This is a genomic window from Tessaracoccus coleopterorum, assembly GCF_011174705.1.
Lineage (GTDB): Bacteria > Actinomycetota > Actinomycetes > Propionibacteriales > Propionibacteriaceae > Arachnia > Arachnia coleopterorum.
Window position 1 is genome coordinate 2,659,350 of record NZ_JAANIJ010000001.1, and the last position, 16,321, is coordinate 2,675,670.

A 16,321-nucleotide genomic window follows, 5' to 3' on the forward strand; every position below is an offset into this window, starting at 1 on the left:
ACGACGGCCAGCCCGGTTTGCGGTGGGGCCGGGGCGGTGCCCTCCGGGGATGGGAGGTCACCTGGTCGACGGCCCGCACCAGCGGGCCGATGATGTCCATCGGGAGCGGGAAGACGACCGTCGAGTTCTGGTCGGCCCCAACTCCAGGAGGGTCTGCAGGTAGCGTAGCTGCAACGAGGCCGGGGCCTCGCTCAGCGTCAGGGCGGCGTCGCGGAGTTCGTGCGAGGCCTGCAGCTCGCCGTGGGCGCTGATCACCTTCGCACGTCGTTCCCGTTCGGCCTCCGCCTCCCGGGCCATGGCGCGCTGCATCATCTCGGGGATCTCGACATCCTTGATCTCGACGACCGGAACCTCCACGCCCACTGGGCTGCCTGCTGCGCGATCGAGTGTGCCAGGTCCTCGTTGAGATCGGCGCGGTGGGCCAGCAGCGTGTCGAGGTCGGCGCGGCCGACCACTGAACGGAGGGTGGTCTGGGCGAACTGCGACGTGGCGACGGCGTGATTCTCCACCGACATGACCGCCTGGACGGGATCGGTCACCCTGAACATCACGACCGCGTTGACGCGGGCCGTCACGTTGTCCTTCGTGATGACCTCCTGCGGGGGATCGTCAGCGTCACGACGCGCAGGTCGACGCGCACCATCCGGTCGAGGAACGGCAGCATCACGACGACGCCGGGTCCGAGCGGGCCGCGGAGCCGGCCGAGGCGGAACGCGACGACCCGCTCGTACTCTCGCACCACCCGGATGGACGCGATGGCCAGCGCGAGCAGCACGAGCACGATGATGAGGATGACGACGACCTCAGTCGGCATGGGTGGGCCTCCTGTCGGATGCGTAGGTGGTGCGGCGCCTCGCAAGAGCGGCGGCCGCCGCCTCCCGCTCGACGATCGTCTCGTCCGCCGTGCGCACCACCGCGCCGAACGGGTCGGCGGGGTGCGGCGCAGGTGCGACCACAGCGGCAGGGAGCCCGCCGCCACGGCCACCGCCGTCACAAGCAGCAACAGCTGACCCGCCCACCCCGCGACGGTCAACGCCGTCGCGGCGGGCCACGCCACCGCGAGCACGGTGACGGCGCAGGCGATGCCCCGGTGGAACCTGGCAGCCTCGGACGCGGGCCAGGAGTCGACCAACCGCTGCATCTCACGGCCGTCGTTGGAGCTGGTGCACGAGTCCTTCACGGGGCACGAGTTGCACACCGTCGGGCTGCCCCGGTAGCGCATCACGCGGTTGTCCGGGTCGAACGACTGTGGCCACAGCCACTGGTCCTCCGGACACAGCCAGGCATCGTGGTCCTCGTGGTAGACGAAGCCGCCGCTCCGCTGCTCCTGGAGCCGGGTGTGGGCGCGCCGCGCCAGCCGGTCGATCCCGTAGGCAACCACCAGCAGCACCACGCCGTACCCGGCGGCGAGCCACGCTGTGATCGGGATGATCATGTGCCGGCCCCGGCGACTCATCCCGGCGTCGGTCGGACGCGTAACGGCTGGGCGGCAGCTCGTCGGATCCCTCGACCACGGTTGCCGCGAGCCCGGTGCGGTCCTCGCGGGCCTCCTCGTGCTCGATGACGAACAGGGTCTCGGGCTCCATCACCGTGACGGTGGGCTTGATCCCGTGCCGGATTCCGAGCCACGTCAGCCAGACGAACGGGAGGATGCCTGCGATGAACACCAGATCACCCGGCATGCGCATCCACTCCAGGACGACATTGCCGGGGTGGCGATGTAGCCGAGGGTCCGCGCCTCGTAGTAGCCCTCGTTGACCGAGTGCCACAGCTGCAGCACGCCGAGCGGCAGCAGGGTGGCGAACACCATCCACGCGAGGCCGATGTTCAGACACCAGAAGGAGAACTTCGCCAGCCGGTCGGACCACTTCTCCGGCGGGATGATGTAGCGCAGCGCGAACAGGGCCAGGCCGACCGCGAGCATGCCGTAGACGCCCATCATCGAGGCGTGCGCGTGATTCGCGGTCAGCGCGGTGCCGATCTGGTAGTAGGAGACGATCGGCAGGTTGATGAGGAAGCCGAACACGCCCGCCCCGACGAAGTTCCAGAAGCCGACGGCCACCAGGAACATGACCGCCCAACGGTGCGGGAACGGGGCGCTGCTGCGCGACTCCTGACGGGCACCGAGCTGCAGGAACGTCCAGGCCTCCACCGTCAGGAACGTCAGCGGGATCACCTCGAGGCGGAGAAGAACGCGCCCAGTGCCATGTGCTCCACCGGAGTGCCGGAGAAGTACAGATGGTGCATCGTGCCGATCACGCCGCCCACCGAGTACAGGATCACGTCCATGAAGATGATCTGGATGGCGATCTTGCGTCGCACCACGCCCAGCATCACGAAGATGTAGGCCACCATCACGGTGGTGAACAGCTCGAGGAAGTCCTCCACCCAGAGGTGAACCACCCAGAAGCGCCAGAACTCGGCCACCGTGACGTGGGTGTCGTTGGTGGCAAGCAGGCCGACGCCGTAGAACGCGGGGATGGCGAGGCCGGAGTAGAAGAACAGCCACGGCAGGTTGAACTTCGACTCGGTGCGCAGCCGCGACCGGATCGCGCGGAAGATGATCGCGATCCACAGGAACAGGCCGATCACCAGCAGGATCTGCCAGAAGCGCGGCAGGTCGAGGTACTCCCACTGCTGGGAGAAGAAGATCGAACCCTGTGCCCAGGAGGGCCGAAGATCGACACGGCGGTGCCGACCACGGTGCCGAGCACCACGATGGCCAGCGCACCGAGGAGGCCGTACGTGAGCCAGTGCTGCCTCTTCGGCTCCCGGCCCGAGATGATGGGAGCCAGGAAGATGGCCGCGGCGAGGAAGGAGGCCGCGGTCCACAGCAGCGACAACTGCAGGTGCCAGGTGCGGGCCAGGTTGTACGGCAGCACTTGTGCGAGGTCGAGGCCGAAGAAGCTGGAGAGCTCCGCCCGGTAGTGCTCGACGGCGGCCCCCAGCAGGGTCTGGCCCAGGAACAGCACGGACACCACGAAGAAGAACCACGCCGTGGCCTTCTGTGCCTTCGTGATGCCGACCTCGCCGGGCTGCTTGAACGACAGCGAAGGAACCTCGCTGCTCTTCCAGCCGATCTTCCTGCTCCAGCGGCCGTACACGGCGAACAGTGCACCCAGGCCTGCGAGCAGCGCGATGAGCGACATGGCCGACCACACGAGGATGTCGGCGGTGGGCTTGTTGTCCACCCGCGGTTCGGCGGGCCAGTTGTTCGTGTAGGAGTAGTCCTGGTTCGGTCGGTCGGTGGAGGCGGCCCACGCCGTCCAGCTGAAGAAAGCGGTCAGATCGTGGATCTGCTGCGGGTCGGTGATCATCGATGGGAGCAACCCGTACCTGGTGGTCGGGGTGCCGAAGTAGTCGGCGTAATGGGTGACGATCTCCCGGAAAGCACTGATCTGTTCGGGCGTGTAGACCAGCGTGCCGGAGGCCTCGTCGTAACGGTTGGTCCGCATCATGTCGACGGTGGCCCGTGCCGGGTCCTGCACCCCGGCGTCCGCGAGGGCCGTCGTGACGTGCTCACTGGCCAGGCGGAGATACTCGGCGGTGTAATCGGGCCGAGGTAGGCTCCGTGGCCGAGGATCGACCCGTACTGCTGAAGGCCGCGGCTGAGGAAGACTTCCTGGCCGGCCGTGATCTCCTCGCTGGTGAAGATCACCTCACCGCTCTCGGAGGTGACCTTCGTCGGCTGCGGCATCGCGTCGGTGTAGGTGCGATAGGCCAGGAAGCCCATCACGAAGAAGCCGAAGAGCAGGACGAGGGCAACCCCTGGACCCAACCCTTGGAGATGACCAACTCGGCCTTGGCCGGTTTGAGGTCTGGATTGTCGTTGATGAGACTCACTTGTGACACCACCTGTTCCGTCGTTGGAGCCTGGCGATCGGACGTGTTCCTATTTCGGGACACTAATCACAGACGGTTTGGGTTTTCCGGGGTCACTCGAAGTGCATCATCGCGTGATTCCCGGCGTGTCGCGCTCAGATCGGGGCGTCCGGCCTGCTCGAGGGGACGGATCAGACGGCGGGGAACAGGCCGAGGGCCCGGTCCAGGCACTCCCTGCCGTGGGCCTCGAACGCCTCATTGCCCGTCTGGAATGCCCAGGCGGCTGTGCCGACCGCCTCGCGCAGCAACTCGACCGGCCAGCGTTCCCGGTCCCTCGGATCGGAGCCGTACCCGTCGAGGAAGGCGTCCTCCAACTCGGGGTGTCCCGCCACTGCTGCGTGGCGAGGCGGCACAGGTCGGTGGAGGCCGGACGGAACGCAAAACGTCCGAAGTCGATTACGCGCAGCCAGTTGCCGTCGGCGAGCCAGTTGCGTGGCTGCCAGTCGCCGTGCGTGGGAACGACCCGCACCGGCACCGGGTCCAACCCGCCCAGGATGTCGCGGATCCGCGCAACGGCTTCATCCCCGATCCGATGCGGCGTGTCCAGCCAGGCAAGCGTGCGGGCGGTGGCGCGGCGCTCATGCTCGTCGTCGACGAGGCAGGCCTCGGAATGGAAGGCGCTCAACACCCGCCCGGCCTGACGGTGGAAGTCGGGGAGAGCTCATGTGTGGTGCCTGCCGACAGCTCGCCCGGCTGGTACCGGACAACGAGGACGTTGGCCTGCTGGTCCCAGCCGACGACCGGTGCCGTGCGGTCGAGGTGCACGAGCGTCGTGGTCCAGGCGCCGTGGGCATTGATCTCGCGGCTGATGTGATGGTTGCTCTGCGTCCCGGCCTTGACGATGTAGCTGGTGCCGCGCGCGGTGACGTGCAGGACGCGCGAGGTCTCCTCCTGCCAGGTGTGGTCGGCGATGAGGGTGAAGGGGCCGATCAGGGCGATGACGAACTGCTCCTGGGCGGCATCGAGGCCGTCCATGCCTCAGACCTTGCGGATCCGGATCGACTCGACCATGTGGTCGGGGCCCTTCACGAGGATTGCCGTCGCCCTCTCCCTCGTCGGGGCGACGTTCTGGCGCAGGTTGGGGCCGTTGATGGTCTCCCACACCGTCGATCCGTACTCGAGGGCCTCCTCGTCGGAGAACCGGGTGAAGCTCTTGAAGTAGCTGCGGGAATCGGTGAAGGCGGTGCGTCGCAGTTCCATGAAGCGGTGCAGGAACCACTCCTTGATGTGGGCCTCCTCCGCGTCGACGAACACCGAGAAGTCGAAGAAGTCGCTGACGGCGAGGCCTGCGGTGCGGTCATGCTCCGCCCGCGCAGGCTGCAGGACGTTGAGGCCCTCGATGATCAGGATGTCGGGGCTCTCGACCACGATGTGCTCGTCCTCGACGATGTCATAGACCATGTGACTGTAGACGGGCGCCAGCACGCGGGCTGACCCGACTTCACCGCCATCACGAACTCGAGCAGGGCCCGCCGGTTGTACGACTCGGGAAGCCCTTGCGTTCGAGGAGGCCGCGCCGCTCGAGCTCGGCATTGGGGTAGAGGAAGCCGTCCGTGGTGATCAGGTCGACCTTCGGTGCCCCGGCGCCCGGCGCAGCAACTCCTGCAGCACACGGGAGACGGTCGACTTGCCGACGGCCACCGAGCCTGCCACGCCGATCACGAAGGGGGTGCGCCGCACATCGAGGTGCAGGAAGTCCCGGTTCTGGGCGAACAGCCGCCCCGTGTTGACCATGTAGAGGTGGAGCAACTGGCACAGGGCCGATAGACCTCCTCAACGTCGAGGCCCGACGTCGGGTCACCGATACCGCGGAGCCTGGTGAGGGTCTCTTCGTCGAGGTCGATGTCGGTGGCGTCTGCCAGGGCCGCCCATGCGCGACGTTGCAGCGAGACGTACGGTCCGGACACGGGCTCCTTCTGTGCTGGTCACGCACGTGACTGGTGCGAGGACTCCGAGAAGCCTAACGGAGGTCGGCATGGGCCGTGGCGGCGGGGCGCAGGGTTTTTCGGCATGGCACGCTCCGGCTTCGGACGCAGATCGGATCCATGCCGAGTCGAATGTCAAGAAGTGCGCACTGGTCATGTACATTTCTCGCCGTGTGCGGAATTGTTGGATACCTGGGTGAACGTGACGGACTCGACGTGGTGCTGAGCGGCCTGCGTCGGCTCGAGTACCGCGGATACGATTCCGCGGGAGTGGCGATGCCGGTTGACGGCGCGATCGAGTGGCGCAAACGCGCGGGCAGGATCAGCAACCTCGAAGAGGAGATCGCGCGACGCCCGCTGCCGTCGTCGCGCACCGCGATCGGCCACACCCGTTGGGCCACCCACGGGGCGCCGACCGACGCGAACTCGCACCCCACGTGGCGGGCAGGGTCGCGGTCGTGCACAACGGCATCATCGAGAACCATGATCAGCTGCGCTCCGAGTTGGACGGCGCCGTGTTCGCCTCCGAGACCGACTCCGAAGTGGCGGCCCACCTGCTGCGACGCGAGGTCGACGGCGGTCTGCCGCTGACCGAGGCCATGCGCAAGGTCGTCGCCCGCCTCGAGGGAGCCTTCACCCTTGTCGCCGTGGACGCCGACGACCCCGACCGGATCGTCGCCGCGCGCCGGAACTCGCCGCTGGTGGTCGGCGTCGGTGACGGCGAGTACTTCCTCGCCTCCGACGTGGCAGCCTTCATCGCCTACACCCGCGACGCCATCGAGCTGGGCCAGGACCAGATCGTCGAGCTCACCCGTGACGGCGTCACCGTCACCTCGTTCGACGGCGGGCCCGCCGAGACGCAGGACCTGCATGTCGACTGGGATCTCGAGGCCGCGCAGAAGCAGGGCTTCGACTGGTACATGCGCAAGGAGATCTTCGAGCAGCCGAAGGCCGTGGCCGACACGCTCCTGGGCCGCCTCAACGACCGCGGCGAGCTGCAACTCGATGAGCTGCGGATGAGCCCGGAGCTGCTGCGTCGGGTCAACAAGATCGTCATCGTGGCATGTGGCACCGCCTTCTATGCCGGCCTCGTTGCCAAGTACGCCATCGAGCACTGGACCCGCATCCCCTGCGAGGTGGAGCTCGCCTCCGAGTTCCGCTACCGCGACCCGATCATCGACCCGATGACGCTCGTCGTGACGATCTCCCAGTCTGGTGAGACGGCCGACACCCTGATGGCGATCCGGCACGCCCGCGAGCAGCACGCCAAGGTGATCGCGATCTGCAACACCAACGGCGCCACCATCCCGCGCGAATCCGACGCCGTCATCTACACCCACGCCGGCCCCGAGATCGGGGTCGCGTCCACCAAGGGCTTCACCACCCAGCTCGTCGCCTGCTACCTGCTCGGCCTCTACCTGGCGCAGGTGCGCGGCATGAAGTACGGCGACGAGATCGCCGCACTGCTGGCTGAGTTGGAGCGGATGCCCGACGCGATGCAGGCCATGCTCGACGGCAAGGACTCGATCTACTCACTGGCCTCCGACCTCGTTGACGCCACCTCGGTGCTGTTCCTCGGCCGCCACGTCGGCTACCCGAGCGCGCTCGAGGGGGCGCTCAAGCTGAAGGAGCTGGCCTACATCCACGCTGAGGGGTTCGCGGCGGGGAGCTGAAGCACGGCCCGATTGCGCTGATCAGTGAGGGCCTGCCGGTGTTCGTGGTGGTCCCCCCAAGGGCCGCGACCAGCTGCGCGACAAGGTGATCTCCAACATCGCCGAGGTGCGCGCCCGCGGTGCCCGCACGATCGTGCTGGCAGAGGCCGACGACGAGGAAGCCCGCGCGGCGGCCGATACCCTCATCGAGCTGCCGAGGGTGTCGACCCTGCTGCAGCCGATGGTGGCGATCATCCCGTTGCAGTTGTTCGCCTGCGAGTTGGCCACGGCGAAGGGCCACGATGTCGACCAGCCCCGGAACCTGGCGAAGTCGGTGACGGTCGAGTGATCGCTGGCCAGGGTCGGCTCAACTGAGCCCTGTCGCGACGAAGCCTCTCGGGTGCGGAGCGAGGTTCCCGGGCTTTGGTTCCGGGCTGCCGCGGTCGGTCGCCCGGCGGCGTTGCGCCCGGGTTCGGTTCCTTGTTGCTGGTCTTGCTCTGGTTGGGGTGTTGAGGCCGCCGGTCGTCCGTCCGAGTCAACCCTCGTTGCCCGGTTGTGCGTGGTCGGGGCGTGGCCAAGTCGCCGCGGCCCTGCGGGCCCGGCAAGTAGGGTGGCGCCATGATCGTTGGTATCGGCACCGACCTCGTCGTGATCGAGCGGTTCAGGGAGATGCTGGCCAGGCGGCCCCGACTCGCCGAGCGGCTCCTCACCGATGGGGAGCGGGCGCTCTCCATCGAGTCCCAGGCCGCCCGGTTCTCGGCGAAGGAGTCGCTTGCCAAGGCCCTGGGCTCACCCGGCGGCATGCGCTGGCTCGACTGCGAGGTCGTCAAGACCGACGACGGGTGCCCTCCTTCCGCAACACCGGCACGGTGGCCGCGCGGGTCGAGGAGCTCGGCATCGGCCGCATCCACCTCAGCATCAGCCACGACGGCGGCTACGCCACCACGATGGTGGTGTGTGAGAAATGAGGCATATCCTCACCTCTGCCCAGATCCGCGCGGCGGAACAGCGCGTCTTCGACACCCGGGAGGACGTCGACCTGATGGGCCGCGCCGCGGCCGGCGTCGCCCGCGTGACCTCGACCGTGGCGCCCGAAGGCACCGTGCTGGTGGTCGTCGGCCCGGGCAACAACGGCGGGGACGGTCTCTTCGCGGCCGCGCTGCTCGCCACCCGCCGCCCCGTCCTGCTGTGGCTCGTCACCGGGGCCGCACACGAACCCGGGCTCAAGGCCGCCGTGCTCGCGGGCGCGCAGGAGGTGGGTGCCGTGGCCGCGATCTCCGCGCTGTCCGAGTGCGCAGTCGTGATCGACGCCTTCACAGGGTTGGGCTCCAGGCCCGGGCTCCCGCGACGGTGGAGACCTTCGCGGCCGCCTGTGAGGCCGAGGGGTGACCGTGGTCTCCGTGGACCTGCCGTCGGGTCTCGATGCGGACGACAACCGGCTCCATCGCAGCTTCCGCGCCACCCACACCGTCACCTTCGACTCGCCCAAGCCGTGCCACGCCCAGCAGCCCGCCTCCGGCCGTTGCGGCGCGGTGCACGTCATCGACATCGGCCTGGAGAGGGACGCCACCAACCTGCGCATCGCGGAGGAGTCCGACGTCGCGGCATGGTGGCCTACCCCGATGAGGGCTCCGACAAGTACTCCCGCGGCGTCGTGACCCTCGACACCGGGTCCGAGACCTACCCGGGGCCGCGCTCCTCAGCTGCGCCGGGGCCCTGCACGCGGGCGCCGGCATGGTCCGCTACACCGGCCGGGCCCCGTCCGGGCTCATTCTTTCACGGTTCCCCAGCGTCGTGATCGGCGACGGCAGGGCGGAGGCCACCGTCCTCGGCTCCGGTTGGGGCGACGCGGAACACTCCGCGTCCCGCGTCGAGTGGGCGAAGCTGCACCGGATCCCGGCCGTCGTCGACGCCGACGCCCTCTACGCGCTCCCACCGGGCGGCTCGACGGCTGGCTGCTCACACCCCACGCCGGGGAGTTGGCCAGGATCCTCGGCTGTACCCGGGCCCACGTCGAGCTCGAACCGCTGTCCTGCGCCCGTGAGGTCGCCCGCGCAACAGGGGCTGCCGTGCTGCTGAAGGGGCGACCCAGTATGTGGCCGAACCCTCCGGCCGGGTGACCATCGCGGTGGCGGGGCCCGCCTGGACGGCGCGTGCCGGGTCGGGTGATGTGCTGGCCGGAATCTGCGGGGCGCTGCTGGCGGCCGGGATCCCTGCCTGGCGGGCGGGCGTCCTCGGCGCGAGCATCCAGGCCATCACCGCACGGCGCAACCCCGGCCCGTACACGCCCGACGAGTTGTCCGCCGGATGCCGGCCGTGATCGCCGATCTGACGCTGCGGCGCTGAGCCCCGCTCAGGCCGCGAAGCTCTCGTCGCGCACGGAGAGCCCGATCGCCTTCTCGTAGTGGCCCATCAGCTCCGAGCACACATTGTTCCAGGTCCGACTGAGCGTCGAGGCGCGGGCAGCGCGGCCGAAGGCCTCCCGTTTCAGCGGATCGCCGACCAGGTCCTCGACGCTGGCGCGCAGGCCCTGCAGATCGCCGGGCCGATAGAGCCAGCCGGTGCGCGACGGATCGATGAGATCGATCGGGCCGCCACGGCGCGGCGCCACCACAGGCAGGCCCGAGGCCTTCGCCTCCTGGATCGCCTGGCAGAACGTCTCCAGTTCGCCGGGATGCACGAACAGGTCCATGCTCGCCATCGCCCGGGAAGCGCCTCCCCTCGAGCTGGCCGAGGAAGAGCGACCGGGGAGCGACCGCTCCAGCTCCTGGCGCATCGGACCATCACCGATGACCACGAGTCGGGTGCCCGGGATGTCGGCGACGGCCGCCAGGTCCTCGACCCGCTTCTCGCTGGCGAGGCGCCCCATGTAGCCGATCACGGTCTCGCCCCTCGGCGCGAACCAGGCCCGCAGCCCTTCGTCGCGCTTCGCAGGGGTGAACCGCACCGAGTCGACGCCGCGGCCCCACACCCCGACGCGGGGATGCCCTGGGAGACCAACTGGTCGCGCGCGAAGGTTGACGGCGCGAAGTTGAGAGACGCGAGTGTGTGCACCCGGCGCACCCGGCTCCACAGCAGCGGCGTCACCTGGGGAACCCGTAACGGGCCGCGTAGGTCGGCACCTCGGTCTGGTAGATCCCGACGATCGGAATGCCGAGCTTCGCCGCGACGGAGGCTGCCTTGTAGCCGACGATGAACGGGGCCGCCAGGTGCACCACGTCGGGCTGGAACGTGGTGAGGATCTTCTCCACGGTGGAGGCGGAGGTCATCACGACGCGGACCTGACCGTAGAAGGGCAGACCGATCGACTGGACCGTCTCGACGGGGAAGCCGCAGTACTGCGTGGGGGTGCGGTCGCCGTCCTGGGGAGCGATGACAAGGGCCTCGTGCCCGTTGGCCTTCAGATACTCGAGGATCCGTAGGACCGAGTTCGTGACTCCGTTCAACTGTGGGAGGAAGGACTCCGCAACAATGGCCACACGCACGGCGCCCATGTTACTCCGCAAATAGCGTTGCCCCGGCCACGTGGGTGCCAACAGGGGGTGACCACCGGGTGACGTTTAGTTTAATCCGGCCACACCGCGTACACTCATATGGCCCGGCCGAGGCGATTCACGCCTGAGTGACACATGAGCGGGCACGAGCCTGCGACATTTTGCGGGCGGAATCCCAGTGTTTAGGACACCTACATAGATGAATGCACCACGCCGCAAGGAACGTTGGTCAACAGAGAAGCGCGCAGCCAAGGGCAATGCCCCTCAGCGCAGGCGCCCAGAAGCCCCGTCGGGCATGAACCGCAAGCAGCGCCGCGCGCTGCAGTTCGGTGAGGCGGCACGAACAACCGGGCAGACGCCCAGACCCGCGACGACAGCCGCGGAAACGACAACCGCAACGAGTCGAGCCGCTCCACCGAGCGCGGCGACGACCGTCGTGGCGGTGACCGCTACTCCGAGCGTCGCGCCGACGACCGCTCCTCGGGTCGCAGGGACGACCGGTCCCAGGGCCGCCGGGACGACCGCGGCCCCGTGACGACCGCTGGTCGGGGCGCAGAGACGACCGCTACGCGGATCGCCGCAGGGAGGACCGTCCCTCGGACCGATCAGACGATCGCGGCCCCCGCGACAACCGCTGGTCGGACCGCCCCCGCGACGACCGGTCCTCCGACCGTCCCCGCGACGACCGTTACTCCGAGCGTCGCAGCGACGACCGTTACTCCGAGCGTCGCGACGACCGCGGCCCCGCGATGACCGTCGCCGCGACCAGTCGTACCGGCCCGCCAACCGGTTCGACTCACGCCGCACCCATGAACCCCACGGACGCGAGGACCGTCGCCGTCGCGACGACTTCCGTGGCGGCGACCGCGACCCGCAGCGCGGGGCGCACAACAGCTTCGAGGACGACAGCGACCAGATGAGCTGGACCGGCACGACTGTCGAGGCCGTGCAGGGCGAGGTCACCTCCGGCTTCTTCGAGCTCGGCGTTGCCGAGCCCCTCGTCCGGGTCCTTGCGGGCCAGGGGATCACCAACCCTTCCCGATCCAGGCCGCCACCATCGGTGACGCCCTCGAGGGCCGTGACGTGCTCGGCCGCGGACGCACCGGCTCGGGCAAGACGCTCGCGTTCGGTCTCCCGATGCTGACCCGTCTCGCCAAGGGCACGCCGGTGGGGTCGCCCCGGGCGATGATCCTCACCCCGACCCGCGAGCTCGCGCTCCAGATCGCCGACAACCTGTCGCCCCTGGCGGCCGCCGTCGGGATCGACCTGACGCTGATCGCCGGTGGCATGTCGTATGGCCCGCAACTGCGCGCCTTCGAGCGTGGCGTCGACGTCATCGTCGCCACCCCGGCCGCCTGATCGACCTGCTCGAGCAGGGCGCCGCCGACCTCAGCCAGGTCGACATCGCCATCCTCGACGAGGCCGACCACATGGCCGACCTCGGGTTCATGCAGGACGTGCGCACGCTGCTCGACGCGTGTGGCGACGGCCAGCGCCTGCTGTTCTCGGCGACGCTCGATGCCGCCGTCGACAAGCTCGTCAAGCAGTACCTGCACGATCCCGTCACCCGCGAGGTCGACTCCGAGAAGGCTTCGGTCACCACCATGGTGCACCGCCCCCTGATCGTGAAGCCGCACCACAAGAACCAGGTGACGGCCGAGATCGCCAACCGCGAGGGTCGCACCGTGCTGTTCGCCCGCACCCAGATGGGCACCGACCGCATCGCGGCCCAGCTGCGTGAGCAGGGTGTGATGGCCGGTGCGCTGCACGGCGGCCTGACGCAGGGCGCACGCGCCCGCATTCTCGGGCCTTCCGCGAGGGTCGGGTTCCGGTGCTCGTCGCCACCGATGTGGCCGCCCGTGGCATCCACGTCGACGACGTCAGCCTCGTGCTGCAGGTCGATCCGCCGCACGACCACAAGGACTACCTGCACCGCGCCGGCCGCACGGCCCGCGCGGGCAACGAGGGCGTCGTCGCGACCGTCGTGCTGCCGCACCAGCGCAAGCTGGCAAGGCGCCTGCTCGGCCAGGCCGGCGTCGGCGCGGAGGGCATCGAGGTCGAGCCGGGCACGCCTGAGTTGCGTGAGGCCACCGGAGCGCGCCCGACCTCGGGCGTGGCCATCGCCGAGTCCGATTACCAGAAGCTGATCGCGCCCAAGCAGCAGCAGCGTCGTCCCCGCCCGGACGGTCAGCGCGGCGGCCAGCGTGGACACGGTGGCTACCGTGGGCAGCGCAGGGGTCCGCGCTACTAGTATTCAGTTTCGCTATGGATACTGAAGCTGTGACCCTGAGGGTCGCGACACCCGCCGACGCGCCGGAACTGCTGCGTGTGATCCGCGCAGCCTTTTCGGCGCGTCGGCCGGTCGATCCCCCTGCGGATGCCCTCTCGGACGACGTCGCCGACATCGAACGCGCCCTCACCGAGGGGCAGGCGTGGTGGTCGAGGCCGACGGGGAGCCCATCGCGGGCCTCCTGCTCGACCTCGACGGCGACGTGGTGACGCTGCGTCGCGTCTCGGTGCTGCCCGACGCGGCGGGTAAGGGCGTCGCGAAGGACATGATCGCCGCCGCCCTGACGCTCGCCGCCGACCTCGGCGCCGCCCGGGCGAGGCTCACGGCGCGGGCCGAGTTCCCCGAGCTGATCTCCTGGTGGCGCGAACACGGCTTCGAGGAGCTCGAGCCGGCCGTCAACGGCGTGTGGATGGGGCGTGACCTGCCCGTGATCGTCGACGTGCCGACGGCAGAGGACATGCACGAGCTGGGCCGACGCATCGCCGACCTGCTCCGTGCCGGTGACGTCATCGTCGCCACCGGTGACCTCGGCGCGGGCAAGACCACCCTCACGCAGGGCATAGGGGAGGGGCTGGACGTCGAGGGCCCGGTGATCTCACCGACCTTCGTCATCTCCCGGGTACACCCCAACCGAGGTGCAGGGCCCGCGCTGGTCCACGTCGACGCCTACCGGCTCGGGGCGGCCTCCGAGCTGGCCGACATCGACCTCGACGCGTCTCTCGCGGACGCGGTCACCCTCGTCGAGTGGGGCAGCGGCCTGGCCGAGTGGCTCGCCGACGACCGCTTGGACATTGACATCGTGCGCGGCGTGGACAGCGATGCGCGCACCGTATATCTGACGGGCACCGGCGGCCGCTGGGTCGGGGCCCTCGAACCGCTGAGGAGGCGGCCGTGACCTGGACCCTGGGAATCGACACCAGCCACCACGTCGCCGTCGGCATCGCCGAGGACGGCAGGGCCGTGGCCCGGGAGGTGGTCGAGGACACCCGCGCGCACGTCGAGGAGTTGATGCCGACGGTGCTGCGCGCCTGCGCCGCCGCGGGCATCGCCCTGACCGACGTCGACGAGTTCGTGGTCGGCATGGGCCCAGGCCCGTTCACCGGCCTGCGGGTCGGGGTGGCGACCGCCTGGAGCCTCGCCCATGCCGCGGGAAGACCCCGCACGGCGTCTGTTCGCTCGACGTCGTCGCCCGGCAGTTCGCCGATCAGGGCGCGCCCGAGCGGTTCATCGTTGCGGCCGACGCCCGCCGCAAGGAGCTCTACTGGCGCGTCTACCGCGCCGACGGGGCCCCGAGGGCGAGCCGCAGGTCAGTGCGCCCACGTCACTGCCCGACCTGAGTGTCGCTGGTGCGGTGCCCGAGGCCTTCCGCCCGCTCGTGCGACTCGAGGGTCCTGACCGCCTCGACCCCGCGGCCCTCGCGGCCTCGTGGCGCTCGCTCGAGCCCGCAGGAGACGAGCCCTACTACCTGCGCCCCGCCGACGCGACCGTGCCGGGCAAGCCCAAGTCGGCCCTGCCCCGGTTGCGCGCCCGATGATCGTCGAACCGGCCCGGCCGGAGGATCTGGGAGGCATCGTCGCGCTGGAGGCGAACTTCGGGGTGCCCTGGTCCGAGGACTCCTGGCGCGCCGAACTCGAGGGCGACTCCCGCCTCGTGCTGGTGGCCCGCCGTGACTCGGGTGAGCTGGTCGGGGTGGCGGGCTTCCAGCTCGTCGACGACGTGGCCGACCTGCACCGCATCGTGGTGTCTCCGCAGCAGCGGCGCCTCGGCTTCGCCCGGGTGATGCTCGTCTCGGGCCTCCGCTGGGCCATCGCCCAGGGCGCCAGCCGGATGCTGCTGGAGGTCGAACACGACAACGATCCGGCCATCACGCTGTACCGCGGCTACGGCTTCCGTGAGGTCGCCCGCCGCTCCGACTACTACGGCCCCGGCGCGCACGCGCTGGTGCTGGAACGCTTCCTGGAAGGCGTCGACGCCGATTCCGTCGGCATGTGGGACATGGAGGACACACATGAGTGAGCCACTGGTTCTCGGGCTCGAATCCTCGTGCGACGAGACGGGCGTCGGGATCGTCCGCGGCCGTACGCTGCTCGCCAACGAGGTGGCCAGCTCGGTCGACCTGCACGTCCGCTTCGGCGGCGTGGTTCCCGAGGTGGCCAGCCGGGCGCACCTGTCGGCGCTGGTGCCGGCCCTCGAGCGGGCCGCTGCCACGGCGGACGTGGACCTTGCCGACGTCGACGCGATCGCCGTGACCGCGGGCCCCGGCCTGATGGGCGCGCTGGTCGTGGGAATCGCCTCGGCCAAGGCGCTCGCCACCTACCTCGGCAAGCCGCTCTACGGCGTCAACCACCTCGTGGGCCACGTCGCGGTCGACCTGCTCGATCACGGTGCGCTCCCGATGCCGTCGCTCGCGCTGCTGGTCTCCGGCGGGCACACCTCGTTGCTGTACGTAGAGGACATCGCCACGAGGATCACCGAGGTCGGCTCCACCATCGACGACGCCGCGGGGAGGCCTACGACAAGGTGGCCCGCATCCTCGGGCTGCCGTACCCCGGGGCCCGGTCATCGACCGGGCGGCCGCCGACGGCGACCCGACGGCGATCCGGTTCCCGCGCGGGCTCACCGCCCGCCACGACATGGAGCGGCACCGCTTCGACTTCTCCTTCTCCGGCCTCAAGACGGCCGTCGCCCGGTGGGTGGAGCAGCGTCGCCTCGACGGCCTCGACGTGCCGGTCAACGACGTCGCGGCCAGCTTCCAGGAGGCCGTCTGCGACGTCCTGACCGCCAAGACCGTCGACGCCGCACAGGAGTACGGGGTCAACTCGATCCTCATCGGCGGGGCGTGGCCGCCAATTCCAGGCTCCGGACCCTGCTGGAGGAGCGGGCCGCGGCCGTCGGCATCGAGCTGCGACGCCCGCGCCCGGCCCTCTGCACCGATAACGGCGCGATGATCGCGGCCGTTGCCAGCGAGGCAATCACTGCGGGCGTAGGGCCGTCCGGGTTGGGGTTCGCCGCCAACTCGGGCTTCCGGTCTCCACCATCGTGGTGCCGTAGCTCACCCGCTAGCACGGATCGGGTGTT

General features: G+C 69.6%; 12 protein-coding genes and 10 pseudogenes. 15 read left to right on the forward strand and 7 right to left on the reverse strand.

Annotation, left to right across the window (positions count from 1 at the left end):
- Positions 1 to 73: 73 nt before the first annotated feature.
- From G7085_RS17150 to coaA, 6 genes and pseudogenes are all read right to left on the reverse strand, one after another.
- Positions 74 to 814: pseudogene (locus G7085_RS17150) on the reverse strand (SPFH domain-containing protein); the annotation flags it as partial.
- Positions 815 to 1,556: 742 nt separating this feature from the next.
- Positions 1,557 to 3,834: pseudogene (locus G7085_RS17155) on the reverse strand (nitric-oxide reductase large subunit); the annotation flags it as partial.
- A 179-nt stretch (positions 3,835 to 4,013) separates the two neighbouring features.
- On the reverse strand, positions 4,014 to 4,196 hold the full coding sequence (locus G7085_RS27275; protein ID WP_231979647.1) for a hypothetical protein: 183 nt from the start codon (positions 4,194 to 4,196) through the stop codon (positions 4,014 to 4,016).
- Between the two features lie 56 nt (positions 4,197 to 4,252).
- Positions 4,253 to 4,510, reverse strand: a pseudogene (locus G7085_RS35435) (aminoglycoside phosphotransferase family protein); the annotation flags it as partial.
- Entirely contained in the window at positions 4,504 to 4,857 is a 354-nt protein-coding gene (locus G7085_RS17165; protein WP_197511866.1) for a hypothetical protein, read from the reverse strand. The pseudogene G7085_RS35435 and the gene G7085_RS17165, both read right to left, overlap by 7 nt.
- A 3-nt stretch (positions 4,858 to 4,860) precedes the next feature.
- A pseudogene (gene coaA / locus G7085_RS17170) lies at positions 4,861 to 5,789 on the reverse strand (type I pantothenate kinase).
- Positions 5,790 to 5,978: 189 nt separating this feature from the next.
- Here coaA and glmS point away from each other — a divergent pair.
- The 6 genes and pseudogenes from glmS (at position 5,979) to G7085_RS27290 (ending at position 9,779) form a co-directional block, all read left to right on the forward strand.
- A pseudogene (gene glmS, locus G7085_RS17175) lies at positions 5,979 to 7,808 on the forward strand (glutamine--fructose-6-phosphate transaminase (isomerizing)).
- A 320-nt stretch (positions 7,809 to 8,128) separates the two neighbouring features.
- A pseudogene (locus G7085_RS36445) lies at positions 8,129 to 8,242 on the forward strand (holo-ACP synthase); the annotation flags it as partial.
- A gap of 59 nt (positions 8,243 to 8,301) precedes the next feature.
- Complete coding sequence (locus G7085_RS36450) at positions 8,302 to 8,427, forward strand: hypothetical protein (RefSeq protein ID WP_331716056.1); 126 nt, start codon at positions 8,302 to 8,304, stop codon at positions 8,425 to 8,427.
- Positions 8,424 to 9,257 carry an NAD(P)H-hydrate epimerase gene (locus tag G7085_RS36455; protein ID WP_456300402.1) on the forward strand — a complete coding sequence of 278 codons (834 nt, stop codon included), beginning with the start codon at positions 8,424 to 8,426 and terminating at the stop codon, positions 9,255 to 9,257. The genes G7085_RS36450 and G7085_RS36455 overlap by 4 nt, the downstream gene beginning before the upstream one ends.
- Positions 9,194 to 9,538, forward strand: a complete 345-nt coding sequence (locus tag G7085_RS27285; protein WP_231979648.1) for a carbohydrate kinase family protein — start codon at positions 9,194 to 9,196, stop codon at positions 9,536 to 9,538. Before G7085_RS36455 ends, G7085_RS27285 begins: the two co-directional genes overlap by 64 nt.
- Positions 9,539 to 9,554: 16 nt before the next feature.
- Positions 9,555 to 9,779 (forward strand): NAD(P)H-hydrate dehydratase, encoded by a 225-nt coding sequence (locus tag G7085_RS27290; RefSeq protein ID WP_331715753.1) that lies wholly within the window; start codon positions 9,555 to 9,557, stop codon positions 9,777 to 9,779.
- 33 nt (positions 9,780 to 9,812) lie between these two features.
- Here the strand turns inward: G7085_RS27290 and G7085_RS17190 are convergent.
- Positions 9,813 to 10,944: pseudogene (locus G7085_RS17190) on the reverse strand (glycosyltransferase family 4 protein).
- A gap of 304 nt (positions 10,945 to 11,248) precedes the next feature.
- On the opposite strand from G7085_RS17190, the gene G7085_RS17195 reads away from it, so the two are divergent.
- From G7085_RS17195 to tsaD, 9 genes and pseudogenes are all read left to right on the forward strand, one after another.
- Complete coding sequence (locus G7085_RS17195; protein ID WP_197511867.1) at positions 11,249 to 11,488, forward strand: hypothetical protein; 240 nt, start codon at positions 11,249 to 11,251, stop codon at positions 11,486 to 11,488.
- 381 nt (positions 11,489 to 11,869) lie between these two features.
- Complete coding sequence (locus G7085_RS35445; protein WP_408647131.1) at positions 11,870 to 12,097, forward strand: hypothetical protein; 228 nt, start codon at positions 11,870 to 11,872, stop codon at positions 12,095 to 12,097.
- A pseudogene (locus tag G7085_RS35450) lies at positions 12,037 to 12,428 on the forward strand (DEAD/DEAH box helicase); the annotation flags it as partial. The gene G7085_RS35445 and the pseudogene G7085_RS35450, both read left to right, overlap by 61 nt.
- A 374-nt stretch (positions 12,429 to 12,802) precedes the next feature.
- Complete coding sequence (locus G7085_RS35455) at positions 12,803 to 13,204, forward strand: helicase-related protein (RefSeq protein WP_408647132.1); 402 nt, start codon at positions 12,803 to 12,805, stop codon at positions 13,202 to 13,204.
- A 29-nt stretch (positions 13,205 to 13,233) separates the two neighbouring features.
- Positions 13,234 to 13,452 carry a hypothetical protein gene (locus G7085_RS17205; RefSeq protein ID WP_197511868.1) on the forward strand — a complete coding sequence of 73 codons (219 nt, stop codon included), beginning with the start codon at positions 13,234 to 13,236 and terminating at the stop codon, positions 13,450 to 13,452.
- Positions 13,389 to 14,138, forward strand: a complete 750-nt coding sequence (tsaE, locus tag G7085_RS33030) for a tRNA (adenosine(37)-N6)-threonylcarbamoyltransferase complex ATPase subunit type 1 TsaE (RefSeq protein WP_408647133.1) — start codon at positions 13,389 to 13,391, stop codon at positions 14,136 to 14,138. The genes G7085_RS17205 and tsaE overlap by 64 nt, the downstream gene beginning before the upstream one ends.
- A pseudogene (tsaB, locus tag G7085_RS17215) lies at positions 14,135 to 14,777 on the forward strand (tRNA (adenosine(37)-N6)-threonylcarbamoyltransferase complex dimerization subunit type 1 TsaB). The gene tsaE and the pseudogene tsaB overlap by 4 nt, the downstream one beginning before the upstream one ends.
- Positions 14,774 to 15,259, forward strand: coding sequence for a GNAT family N-acetyltransferase (locus tag G7085_RS17220; protein WP_197511869.1), 486 nt, complete (start codon positions 14,774 to 14,776; stop codon positions 15,257 to 15,259). Before tsaB ends, G7085_RS17220 begins: the two are co-directional and overlap by 4 nt.
- A pseudogene (gene tsaD, locus G7085_RS17225) lies at positions 15,252 to 16,265 on the forward strand (tRNA (adenosine(37)-N6)-threonylcarbamoyltransferase complex transferase subunit TsaD); the annotation flags it as partial. The gene G7085_RS17220 and the pseudogene tsaD, both read left to right, overlap by 8 nt.
- Positions 16,266 to 16,321: the final 56 nt, after the last annotated feature.